The organism is Pseudoalteromonas sp. HL-AS2, from assembly GCF_031198805.1.
GTDB lineage: Bacteria > Pseudomonadota > Gammaproteobacteria > Enterobacterales > Alteromonadaceae > Pseudoalteromonas > Pseudoalteromonas nigrifaciens.
This window is the reverse complement of record NZ_CP133571.1, coordinates 1871638-1884122: the sequence shown is the minus strand read 5'-3', so window position 1 is coordinate 1884122 and position 12485 is coordinate 1871638. Positions and strand designations below refer to the sequence as shown.

At 36.6% G+C, this 12485-nt stretch carries 12 protein-coding genes; 8 read left to right on the top strand and 4 right to left on the bottom strand.

Going from position 1 to position 12485, the window contains the following annotated elements:
• Nucleotides 1-10: 10 nt before the first annotated feature.
• The 7 genes from pabC to RB215_RS08785 are packed head-to-tail and all read left to right on the top strand — an operon-like array spanning nucleotide 11 to nucleotide 6354.
• Complete coding sequence (pabC, locus tag RB215_RS08815) at nucleotides 11-835, top strand: aminodeoxychorismate lyase (RefSeq protein ID WP_309216229.1); 825 nt, start codon at nucleotides 11-13, stop codon at nucleotides 833-835.
• Nucleotides 829-1815: an endolytic transglycosylase MltG gene (gene mltG / locus RB215_RS08810; protein WP_011328480.1), complete on the top strand. Its 987-nt coding sequence runs from the start codon at nucleotides 829-831 to the stop codon at nucleotides 1813-1815. Before pabC ends, mltG begins: the two co-directional genes overlap by 7 nt.
• Before the next feature lie 6 nt (nucleotides 1816-1821).
• On the top strand, nucleotides 1822-2448 hold the full coding sequence (gene tmk / locus RB215_RS08805; protein WP_011328479.1) for a dTMP kinase: 627 nt from the start codon (nucleotides 1822-1824) through the stop codon (nucleotides 2446-2448).
• A 1-nt stretch (nucleotide 2449) separates the two neighbouring features.
• Nucleotides 2450-3364 carry an AAA family ATPase gene (locus tag RB215_RS08800; protein WP_182683387.1) on the top strand — a complete coding sequence of 305 codons (915 nt, stop codon included), beginning with the start codon at nucleotides 2450-2452 and terminating at the stop codon, nucleotides 3362-3364.
• Nucleotides 3365-3374: 10 nt separating this feature from the next.
• The gene (locus RB215_RS08795) at nucleotides 3375-3701 is read left to right on the top strand and encodes a PilZ domain-containing protein (RefSeq protein ID WP_011328477.1); all 327 of its coding nucleotides are present in this window, start codon (nucleotides 3375-3377) and stop codon (nucleotides 3699-3701) included.
• A gap of 9 nt (nucleotides 3702-3710) precedes the next feature.
• Entirely contained in the window at nucleotides 3711-4490 is a 780-nt protein-coding gene (locus RB215_RS08790; protein ID WP_011328476.1) for a TatD family hydrolase, read from the top strand.
• A 4-nt stretch (nucleotides 4491-4494) separates the two neighbouring features.
• Nucleotides 4495-6354 (top strand): alkaline phosphatase D family protein, encoded by a 1860-nt coding sequence (locus tag RB215_RS08785; RefSeq protein ID WP_309216228.1) that lies wholly within the window; start codon nucleotides 4495-4497, stop codon nucleotides 6352-6354.
• Here the strand turns inward: RB215_RS08785 and RB215_RS08780 are convergent.
• The 4 genes from RB215_RS08780 to RB215_RS08765 are packed head-to-tail and all read right to left on the bottom strand — an operon-like array spanning nucleotide 6351 to nucleotide 10986.
• Nucleotides 6351-7676 (bottom strand): O-antigen ligase, encoded by a 1326-nt coding sequence (locus tag RB215_RS08780; protein ID WP_208833885.1) that lies wholly within the window; start codon nucleotides 7674-7676, stop codon nucleotides 6351-6353. The two genes, RB215_RS08785 and RB215_RS08780, sit on opposite strands and share 4 nt — an antisense overlap.
• 53 nt (nucleotides 7677-7729) lie before the next feature.
• Complete coding sequence (locus tag RB215_RS08775) at nucleotides 7730-8272, bottom strand: hypothetical protein (protein ID WP_011328472.1); 543 nt, start codon at nucleotides 8270-8272, stop codon at nucleotides 7730-7732.
• A gap of 25 nt (nucleotides 8273-8297) precedes the next feature.
• Nucleotides 8298-10304, bottom strand: a complete 2007-nt coding sequence (locus tag RB215_RS08770; protein ID WP_309216227.1) for an EAL domain-containing protein — start codon at nucleotides 10302-10304, stop codon at nucleotides 8298-8300.
• On the bottom strand, nucleotides 10288-10986 hold the full coding sequence (locus RB215_RS08765; RefSeq protein WP_089368437.1) for a transglutaminase-like cysteine peptidase: 699 nt from the start codon (nucleotides 10984-10986) through the stop codon (nucleotides 10288-10290). Before RB215_RS08765 ends, RB215_RS08770 begins: the two co-directional genes overlap by 17 nt.
• Nucleotides 10987-11580: 594 nt before the next feature.
• On the opposite strand from RB215_RS08765, the gene RB215_RS08760 reads away from it, so the two are divergent.
• Nucleotides 11581-12447 (top strand): ATP-grasp fold amidoligase family protein, encoded by an 867-nt coding sequence (locus RB215_RS08760; RefSeq protein ID WP_011328468.1) that lies wholly within the window; start codon nucleotides 11581-11583, stop codon nucleotides 12445-12447.
• Nucleotides 12448-12485 lie beyond the last annotated feature (38 nt).

The following is a 12485-nucleotide window of genomic DNA, read 5'->3' as shown; positions in this document are numbered from 1 at the left end:
CTTTTTTTATATGCAAAAAACACAAAAAAACACACAAACTATTATTACAACAGTTAAAAACAGCACTATAAGCGCGTACGATCGAGGCTTAAATTATGGTGATGGCTTTTTTACAACTGCAAAAGTAGTAAATGGTCAAGTAGAGCATTGGTCACATCATAAAGCACGTTTAATTGAATGTGCTGCACGACTTGGTTTTCCATTAGTAGATATTGCTGAACTTGAAGCGCACATAGCTAAAAGTATAGCGGAGCATACGTTGTGTGTGCTTAAAATTGTAATAACGCGAGGCGAAGGAGGGCGCGGTTATGGTTTGCCGCAAACCTGTAATGTAACCGTGTTATTGAGTGTTTTAGAGTATCCTCAAAATTACAGCAGACTGGCAAATGAGGGTATAAGCCTTAACATCAGCCCCATTAAACTAGCCGCACAACCCTTGCTTGCAGGGCTCAAAACACTAAACCGCCTTGAACAAGTATTAATAAAAAAAGCGCTGCAAACGCAACTTTGTGACGATGTGCTTGTACTTGATTATAACAACAATGTGATAGAAGCCTCTGCAGCAAATATTATTGCTATTAAGCAAAATAAATTATTTACCCCAAGCCTTAATGAGTGCGGGATAAAGGGGGTTTATCTACAATCATTATGTGATAAATTAGCCGTTGATTTTAAGTGCGTGAGTATTGCAGACTTACTTGAAGCAGATGCGGTTTTTATCTGTAATAGCTTAATGGGTGTAGTACCTGTTAATCGTCTTGAGCAGCGTAGCTTTGATATTGTGCATAGCCAGTTATTATTAAATAAATTATTAGCCAAGGAGGCTAAGTGTTAAAAGTTACTTTATCGGTATTATTATTAGCTATAATTACCAGTGTTTTTGGTTATCAGCAATTACAAGCAACGCTCCACAGCCCATTAAAAGTAGCGAATAACACCCAATTTGAAGTGAAAAAAGGTACTGGCTTTAATCAGTTATGTAAGCAATGGCAAGCCAATAACTGGGTAGAAAACTGCTGGCGTTACCAATTACTTGCTAAACTAGACCCAACACTCACAGATTTAAAAACGGGGCTTTACGCACTTAATAGCGATAGTGTTATTAGCAATATAAAAAAAATAAATAACGGCCAACAAGTTAGCTTTAGTTTTACAATTATTGAAGGCCAAGCGCTGCGCGAAGTATTAGCTGCTATTAAAAATGCCAATAACTTAAAAAATGATTTAAAAGAGCAGCAACTAAGTCAGCAAATACTTGGCAGTGATATGCACTTAGAAGGCTGGTTATTTCCCGAAACCTATCACTATCATAATAACGACACAATTAGCAGTGTGCTAAAACGCGCTGCCCAAAAAATGCAGCAAACCCTTGATACTGCTTGGCAGCAGCGTGCACAAAATTTACCCTATAAAACAGCGTATGAAGCACTGATAATGGCCTCCATTATTGAAAAAGAAACGGGCCTTGCCAGTGAGCGGCCATTAATCGCCTCTGCATTTGTAAACAGACTAAATACTAATATGCGTCTACAAACAGATCCAACCGTAATTTACGGCATTGGGGAGAGCTTTGACGGCGATATTAAACGTAAAGACTTGCGTAACTACACGCCCTATAACACCTATCGTATTAATGGCCTGCCGCCAACACCCATTGCCATGCCATCAAAGGCAGCTATTTTAGCCGCGGTTAATCCACCCACAACTGAGTATGTTTACTTTGTTTCAAAAGGTGATGGCAGTCATCAATTTTCAACCACATTGAAGCAACACAATGCGGCAGTTAAAACGTATATATTAAACAAAAAGAACTAATTTTTTATGAAACCTAAATTTATAGTAATCGAAGGGTTAGAAGGGGCCGGTAAATCTACCGCTATTGCTTTGTGCCAGTCGTTTTTAAACAGCAAAAAAATTGATTTTATTAATGTGCGTGAACCCGGTGGTACGCCGCTTGCTGAATCGTTACGTACATTAGTAAAAGCACAACATGACGAAGAAATAGCGTTCGAAACTGAGTTATTAATTATGTACGCCGCACGCTCGCAGCTAATGCATAATGTTATTAACCCAGCACTTGAGCAAGGGCAATGGGTACTTGCCGATCGTCATGACTTGTCATCGCAGGCGTATCAGGGTGGTGGGCGTGGTATTAGTGCTAATACACTTGCATCACTTTCTTCCATGGTATTAAAAGGGCTAAAACCCGATTTAACCATTTACTTAGATATTGATCCGGTTATTGGCCTTGAACGCGCTAAAGGTCGAGGCGAATTAGATAGAATAGAACAAGAAGCGATTGAGTTTTTTCAGCGTACACGGATGCGTTATTTAGAACTTGCTAATGACGACAACTCCATTAAAACTGTTGACGCAAACCAAAGCATTGAGCACGTACATCGTGATATAACGAATGTATTACGCACATTTTTTGCAGAGCAAAAATAATATGAGACTGCCTTGGCTACACGATATAGAGCAACGCTTAACACAAAGTTTTAAAGCACAGCGCTTTCATCATGCGCAGTTGTTTAGTGGTCCTATTGGTGTTGGCAAGTTTGCTTTTGCAAACCAGTTAGCAAATGCATTGTTGTGCAACAATATAGCCGAGCAAGTTGCGGCAAAAAAAAGTGTATTATCGGCTTGTGGACAGTGTAAAAGTTGTTTATTAATAAAGGCAGGTACTCACCCTGATAAGCGCTTAACGCAAGTTGATGGGCAGAGTATTGGCGTAGACGATATACGTGGTATTAGTGATTTTATGCATCATTCGGCAGCGCAAAATGGTAATAAAGTCGCTATTATCGAAAACTGCGAAAAAATGACTACCGCTGCTGCAAATGCGTTATTAAAAACGCTAGAAGAGCCAAGTCAAAGCCGGTTTTTAATTCTCACAACCAGTCAAGCTACACAATTGCCAGCCACTGTTTTAAGTCGCTGTGCAAAAACGGATGTAAAAGTAACAAACTTAGCACTTGCTCAGCAATGGTTAGAATCGCTAGAAATAACTAATTACACCTGGTTGCCGCTGTTTTACAGCCAACCACTGCAAGTTAAATACTGGCAAGAGCAAAATCAGCTAAAAAATATAAATACACTTTATAAATTTGCAACTGAGTTTAAACAAAGTCATAATTTTACTGAGTTAATAGCAATAATAAATAAACAGCCTGAGCTTATTCGTATATTTACGTTGTTTTTAAGCGAGCAATTAAAACAACAGCTTATGCAAGGCATGAGCTTTGACGCTTATCAAAATGTGCAACATGCTCTAAACGAGTTTTTACAAAATAATACCAAAATACTCGGGCTAAATTTACCGCTAGCAGTATCGAGATTAGCGTCCGTACTGCGAAATAATTAAAGGACTGAGCATGCAAGAGCTATTAGTAGATATAGACGATTTAGATGAATTATATTGCTGTTATATGCCTTATTTAAAAAAAGGCGGCTTATTTGTACGCACTAATATGCGTTACGAAGTAGGGCATTCACTCGCTTTACGAGTTACCCTTCCAGATGCGTTAGAGGATGACGTTGTGACCGGGAAAGTGTCGTGGATCACACCACAAGGAGCGCAAAGCTCTAACCCGCCTGGCATAGGTATTAGTTTTTTAGATGATAAAACAAACCTAAACGCCAAGATCGAAAAACTACTGGGGACTATGTTAAACTCCGGTAATCCAACTTATACCATGTAAAGTAGTACCATGATTGTAGATTCTCATTGCCATTTAGACCGCCTTGATTTTGATAAGCTCGATTTAAACCTTGACCAAGTGCTTGATAAAGCGCGTGCAAAAAAGGTTGAACACTTTTTATGTGTAAGCGTAACACTTGATCAATTCCCGAATATGCTTGATAAAATTAAGCATTATGATGATGTGTCAGCTTCGTGTGGCGTACATCCACTTGATCAAAAAGATGCGCTTAATAAGCAACAATTAATCGATTTAGCGTCGCACGATAAAGTCGTCGCCATTGGTGAAACAGGACTTGATTACTACTACGCAAAAGACACGCATGCCGTACAACAGGCAAGCTTTGTAGGTCATATAGAAGTAGCAAATCAACTACAAAAGCCATTAATTATTCATACTCGTGACGCTCGTAGCGATACCATTAATTTAATGAAACAGCATAACGCCGAAAATTGTGGTGGTGTACTACATTGTTTTACTGAAGATTGGGATATGGCTAAAAAAGCCATTGATATGGGCTTTTATATTTCGATTTCGGGCATTGTTACCTTCAAAAATGCCGTAGAGTTAAAAGAAGTGGTAAAACAAATACCGCTCGATCGCTTGTTAATAGAAACCGACTCTCCATATTTAGCACCAGTACCGTATCGCGGAAAAACTAATCAGCCAGCATATGTAGAAGATGTGGCTTATTACATTAGTGAATTAAAGGGAATTAGCTTTAACGAGCTGGCAAAAGCGACTACAGAGAACTTTTACTCTTTATTTAAATTAGCAGCCAAAGGCTAAATACATGAAAACTCACACGGCGCAACTTCCTATTTTATTAATGGGGCCTATGGTGCGCCGTGCAGAGCAAACCAGTGTATGCATTCAGTTTGCTACCTCTAAGCCTGTAAACTGTCGCATTGAACTGTTAAATTATGAATGTTACAGCGATCAGCACAGTGTTTCTCTCGGCGAGCACTTATATCTGCATTTCGTCATTATAAAGCCAATAAATCATAAGTTTCCTACTGACAGCTTATTAAGCTACGAACTTATAGTTGACGATACCCCAATTGATTTATCGCCTTGGTGCTATAGCAATCAAGCAACACCTGCATTTGTAATTCCCAATAAACTCAGTGATATTTTGCACGGATCATGTCGTAATGCACATCATCCCGCAAAAGACAGTTTAGTTTCTGCAAGTCATTGGCAAAATACTCAGCGCGGTAATAACAACCAAGGTGCACAATTGCTATTACTGAGCGGTGATCAGGTTTATGCCGATGACGTAGCAGGACCTATGTTATTAGCCATTCATCAGTTAATTGAAGCCTTAGGTATTTATAAAGAGCAACCACTTACAGTTGAGCTACCGAACGATATAAATGAGCAGCTTTATAATCGCCATTTGTTCTTACCAAAAACACCTTGGCAAAAACGCTCAAAGTTAGGTGTTAGTTACTGGCTGAAAAAAGATGAACCTCACTTTTCAAGTGTAAAAGCCCACAATCACCTTATTCACTTTGAAGAATATATAGCACTTTATTTATTAAATTTTAGTGCTGCAGCTTGGCAATGTGTAGATATACAAAGCATAACGTATGCAGGTCAAAACGAGCAAAACAAGACTATTTTTAACGCCGAAAAATCAGCACTGATTGATTATACAAAAGGATTGAGTGATGTAGAGCGGTTGTTTGCCAATGTATCTACATTAATGATATTTGACGATCATGATGTAACCGATGACTGGAACCTGACAGCTGGATGGGAGCAAGCGATTAGTCAAAACCCAGTGAGTAAACGTATTGTAAGCAATGGTTTAATTAGTTACTGGTTGTTTCAAGGGATGGGAAATGATGCACTCACTAAAACGGGCACATTAATCGCTGCGTTTAAGCACAGCTTAGCGAGTAGTAATATTTGGCAATTTAAAGCATTTGATAAAACACTAACAGAATTTAGTCATTGGCATTATGAACTGACAACGGTTCCTAAAGTGGTGGTGCTCGACACTCGCACACATCGTTGGCGTAATGAGCAAAATTTTAATGAGCCCTCTGGTCTACTTGATTGGGAGCGACTTACTGATCTTGAGCAGAGCTTATTGAGCCATGATCAAGTTATTATTGTATCGCCCGCGCCAGTATTTGGCGTTAAATCGATTGAAGCTATTCAAGCGCTATTTAATATGTGCGGCCAACCGCTCACGGTAGACGTAGAGAACTGGATGGCTCACGAAGGCTCGGCAAGAAAATTGCTCGATACTTTTAGAAGAGACGATACCCCAAACGAAACGCTAATTTTATCTGGTGATGTACATTACTCCTTTTGTTTTTCGGTGCAAAAACGTTTTGGCGATCATCCTAATAGAGTGTGGCAGCTGACTGCCAGTGGTATAAAAAATGAATTTCCGCGTAAATTAATAAATATACTCGATAAACTCGATTCAATTTTATATAGCCCGAAAAGTCCGCTGAATTTCTTTACTAAACGTTGGCATATGGAGGTTGATAAACACCAAACCAAAGGCGATGGGCAAAAGTATTTAGTGAGCGATTCAGCTATTAGCTTAATAACGCTAGAACAAGGTAATTTGGCCCGCTATCAGCTTATTCATGGCGACGGTCACTTAACAGAGTTTGATTTAGCACAGCACTAGTCGGCTTGATTACGTCTTTTTTTTATAGTTTTAGGCGCAGGTAATTTATTAGTTAAAATAGCTAAGCATAAAATAGCCAAAAACAGCATTGAATTAGCGCCAGCTTGCAGCGAATAGTCGACTAAAGAATGCAGTAGCATAGTAATAATAGCTACTGCACAGCCAAATGCTACTCCTTGATAAAGTGCGGTTTTGCGTTGGCGCATGGTCGCAATACAGAGCCATAAACAATAAAGTATCAGCAAACCAAGTGCTAATGTTGCCGGTATACCTAGCTCCACAGCAAATTGTATATAATCGTTATGCGCATTATCGTAGTAGCCAGAAAAGGGCTCTGATTGATACGCAGGGAAAGCAGTGTAAAAAGTACCCCCACCTGATCCCAGCAATGGTTTATCTAATATAAGTGGTATAGAGTCGCGTACCACTTCGTCACGCGTTTCTGAGTGTATACTGGTTTCGCTAATACGCTGTTTTACTTTTTCAACGTCAAATATTGCACCAATAATAATTAAATCGATAATAAAAAAGCTAATAATAAGGTGTTTAAACGCTTTGGGCTTTTGTCTGTAAATAAATAAAGCCAATAAGCTCATAACCATTAAAGCGATAAAAAATGCCGAGTTACCCATGCGGCTGCGAGTTAATATTAAGGCAACAATAATAATAATTAATGATACGCGTAATACAATTTTAGAGCTTAATAATATACCAGCCCAGTCACGTAATGTTTGTGCGAGTGATTGTGTATTGTCGTTAGCAGAGCGTTTTAACTCACTGATCAACACACCTATGCCTAAGCATAAGCACAGCGCTAAATAGTTGGCTAAAAAGTTAGAATAAGTAAAAGTACCAATAGCACGATCGGTATGTTTATAACTAAATAATGGGCTAATAATATCGGGTGATAAGCTTAAATAACTTGCATATAAGGCCTGAAAAACCCCAGCAAAAATAACAGTGTAAACTAGTTTTTTAATTCGTAGGGAGTGGTTACAGTAAATAAAAATTAACCAGCAAAATAATAGCATAAACCAGGTTTTAATTAACATTTGCTGAGTTTGAAACGGATCAACACTTATACTAAATAGCTGTATTGTGCATACTAAAACAACAACGCCAAGAGCAATAAATATAGGCCAAGAGTATAAAGGAGGATAAAGCAGTTGTTTATTTTTAATAGCACTATTAAATAAATGCAATAAAAACGTAAAGCTAATCAGCACGCCTATAGCTAATATTGCCCATGGGCGGTAACTGCCAAGGGGTAGGGGGAGTAAAAAAATAATTAAACATATAACAAAAAATATAAAGCGATTCACAGCCATCTCAAAATATAAACGCAGCGCTAAGGCTGCATTTATATTTAATAAAGTTAGTTACCAACTTCAGATATACCAGTATCACCACCAGTACCACCCGATCCAGGAGGTGTAGGCAATACAGGTAAGCTAATAGGAGGATTAGGTTGTGCTTGGATAGGGCCTGCTGCCGTGGCTTGTGAAGCAATAGTAGCATCTATGCCCGCATTAATTGCAGCAAGTGTAATAGTGTCTGAATCTACTCCGTATGCAGAAAGTGCGGCTAATAAAGTAGCAACCATAGGGCTGTCTACACCAAAAGCAGCAATAACGGCAGTAATCATTTGATCAACCTGAGCGTTACTACAATTGCCTCGTGGCAAGGTTTTGTCTAGTTGGTTTTTTATATTGTTTTTACAAATAATTTTAATGGCGGCAACTAAGTCTTGTTGCAGTTGCTCAGGAGATACATTTATTGGTGCATTACTTAAAATCGAAATCAAGTTGTCTATCCCTGCAGACTGAACAGATTTTGATGTATTAGTTTGTGCATAAGTTTGCGGTACATAAAATACACACAGCCCTACTATTAGTCCAAATAAGATAATTGATTTCATGATCGACCCTTGTTTAAAAAATAGGCTACTTACAAAATTCTAATACATTTGGATGAAAAGTAAACTTTTTATTTGTGTTTTCATCAATAATGTTGATTACTTGTGAGGCGGAGCAAATTAAATTCCCTTGAACACCATCACAACCTAAGCTTTCGAGTATGTTTAATGTTTCGGGCTTTTCAATTAAACACGCTAAGACTTTAATACCAAAGCCATGACAAATATTATTTACAGTTTGAATATAAAAGCGACTTTGCGGATTATCAATTAAATCTTGAATGTAGCTACCGTCAATTTTCACATACTCAATATCAAGACCATGTAAATACTTAAAAGAGGTTAAACTGGTGCCAAAGTGCTCTACACACACACTAATACCAACCTCTTTTATCGCATCAATATGAAGTGCAGCAACGCGTATATTACTTAGTAAGCTCAATTCATGAAGCTCAAAAATAAGATTGTTTTTGAGGCAGGGGTAGTGTTGAGAAAACGCACCTAGCCATTGTATAAACTCCGGTGAATATAATGAGGACTTACTTATATTTAATGCGAATTTATCCTCTGGATATTGCATTTTAATATTAATAAAATCACGGATTAATTTTTTATCCAGTTCTTCTGTCAAATTTAACTTTTCGGCCATAGCGAATAAGTGACTATTGTTTATTTTTTCATTGTTATAGATAAAGTGCGCAAATACCTCAAAGTAGCACTGTGTAAACTCGGTATTACTTTTTTTCACAGGCTGTACTGAAAAGCTCACTTCCCCAGAGTTAATTATGCTCTGAATTATTTTTTGCCACTCTTCAACACTAAAGACTATTTTATTATCAATGTTAGCGTCAATCGTACTTTCTCCAATAGTACATTTGGTATCTAATGACGAAAGTAAATGACTCAGTGTTAAGCTTTTTTCAACATTTATAGAAGCTAAGCGGGCATAACCATTATTATGTGAGCTGTGCTGTTTTTGGCTAAACAGGTCAATAAGGTTAGCGTGTAAATTATATAAAAAAGTAATATCGTATGGCGCAATAAAAACAAAAGTACTGCCATTTATTCGGCATAACCTATAATTATTTAGTTCAGCTAAAGAGAGTTTTAATATTTTAGCAACGTCAGTCACATACTCATCACCCCTTTGATAGCTAAGTGTTCGATTAATGTTTACTAGCGAGGGAAGTGTGACCATTGTTGCTGTCATTGGACGCTCAGAGGTAATGGAGTGGGTAACGGCGTTAAAATAGTTTTCAAAAGATTTGCGATTACCTAACCCTGTTAGTGGATCACTATACACGGCGTTTGTTAGCGCTTGGGTTTGTTTAGCTAAAGAGTCGAATGTACTTTGCAAATTAAGCACCATATTATTAATTGCTTTGGTTACTATGCGCAATTCGTGGGCTAACGGCACTTTATTATTGAGTGTAAAGCGTTTGCGAGTAACAAGCAGTGCTTGCTTCTCAACTGCTTTTAAAGGTTTGAATATTGTTTGTAAAATAAAATAAGTGATCAGCAGTGAAGCAATTAATAATATGAGCGAACTATAAAAGCTACGCTTTGTGTGCAGCCATAAAGTTAAATATGACTCTCCTAAGTGGCTGGTAACTTCAAGTGTACCAGCAATGATCCAACCCGTATTTATTTCAGATTGCATTGTAGGCGCGCTTAATTTTACAGTGTTTGTAAACCAATGAGGCACAGAATCTACATGGGTAGGGTTTTCTAATGAGAATAGTGTTTCATGTTTTGTATTAATAAAGCGTATTTTACTATAATAACCAGAATCAAATATTGCGGTTGCCATAGTTTGCCCTATTATGATTCCATCTGTATCCAAATAAGGGGAGATAGAAAGTCCTAGGCTTGTAGCTGTGTCTTTTGCATGGCTTGCCATTTGTGTTTGTAAATAGTCTCGGGTTGTATCTACATCAATAATAATTCTTACAAAAAAAGATAAAATGGAAATACAAATTATTAGCCCGTAGATCTGTACTTTAAGACTCATACCTTGTTTAAAAGGGTGATACATTATTTTCATCTCCTGTATCAATTCCATTTACGAGTGCAAGCTCACCTTTTTCAATTCTTTTTAGCATAGTATCCCAAGCCGACACACCGCTACTATTTTTAACTTTATTACCAAGCCCTTTTGCTTTGGCTAACCATAAACCTTGGCCATTAAAACTGTATATAGGTGTTAAATCGTGACGTTTATTTGCGGGGAGTAACTGGGTATTAAAGTTACCCAAAACAAAAGGAATTTGGTCAGCTTCAGGAAAGTATATCAGTACCATGTGGGGCTGATTAATGGTGTGTTGACGCACATACATAAACCTTATTTTTTCTTCAGGAATACCAAGCGCAATTAAAGTAAAGTATTTAGCTATAACGTAATCCTCACAATCCCCCATACCTACACCCAAGCTTTCTATTGGTGTAGCCCAATAATCATTTTTATTCCAAAGCTCATTATCTGTTTTGTATTTTATATGTTCATTAAAAAAATTATTAACCAGATGTACCTGCCGCCATTCATTCTTATCAATCGATGCATCAATAAACCTAAGCCATTGCTTTATGCGATTATGTCCATCTTTACCATAATGTTGTTTTGCACGTTCAATTATTTCGCTATTACGCAAGTAATTGATTGTGTCTTGTGAGTAAACATAAAAAGATAACAAGATAACAATGCAGCACCCCAAACGCACAAGTAGTTCCTTAAAATTTAGATGCGACACTTATTATATTATTAGCATTAAAACCGAAACTAGCAATAAAGTAGGTTAAATAAGTTTTAATGAAACAATTTGTTAGCATTGACTAATTAAAAGGTGTGGTTTAATGTTTATTGAATTGCGTTGTTTTGTACTTTAAATGTACGAAATCGCGATTAGTGACCCCAACATATGCGTTAAAAGTTTTAAAGATTGCTCGTTGGATATAATAAAAATTGGCACTAAATTTTGACTTTATTAAATTGTATGGCAATTGATATAAAGTGCTATGTAGCAAATACACTACATTGTTAAGTTATACCATTGATAAACCATATGTATTAATTACTTAAAGCTTAAGTAATACATGAGAGGCTTAATATTAAACACAATCTCGGTGCACATGAAAATACAATGTTTACGAGTTTTTTGAGATCTGTTTTACTAAGTAAATTAAAAGTTTAATCTTATAAGTTGATCTATTATAAGATGAATTGTTCTATTTAAAACCAAGTGAGTTTGATGGTAGCTCCAATTTTGGAGTTAGAAAAATTATTTTACGTTTAGTAAATTTAAGAGAGTCAACGGATGGGTTTATTTTTGAAACTGTTGAAAAATAAATTAAAGGTATTGATACCTGACTCTATATATATTCGATATGAATATTTAAAGCTTCACCGTAAATTTTATTCAAAAAAGAAAGTGCTTACTTTTAGCGATAGGATTTTCTCCTGGAAACTAAGTAAGAAACTAACAGATTTTTCTATTTTTGTGGATAAATATAAAGTTAGAGCATTTGTCGCTGATAGGTGCGGTGAAAAATATCTTCCAACCTTACTAAAAACTTGTACCGTAGCTGAAGATTTTAATTTAACCGAAATGCCAGATAAATTTGTCATAAAACTAAATAACGGTAGTGGCTATAATCTTGTTATCAATAATAAAAATGATCATTGTAATGCTGAAATTCGCCAATTAATTACACAATGGCTAAAGTCTGATTTTTATGCAATAAGTAAAGAAAAACAGTATAAAAACGTTGAGCAGCTAGTTATTTGTGAAGAGTTTATTGAATCAACAGATGGCCTAAAAGACTATAAATTTTATTGTATAGAGGGCGCAATTGAATTTGTGCAGGTAATTTCACAAAGGGCAAGCAATAAGCAAACGCACAACTACTATTCAAGGTTATGGCAACCACTTCCAATCTTAAGGGCTGGATGTGATATTGGAGAAGTTGAACTCAAACCAAAAAATTTTGCAGAGGCAGTTGTAATTGTAGAAGCATTGAGTAGCTCATTTTCTTTTGTAAGAGTTGATCTCTATATTCAAGATAAAATATATTTTGGTGAATTAACGTTTACTCCTGGGAATGGGTACATTAAATTCCTGCCTGAACAGTTTGATAGGGAGTTAGCAAGTAAAATGAAATTAGCTTTTAAAAACAATGGTTAATAAATTAAGAGAATAAGTATATTTAATAAATGGTTCAC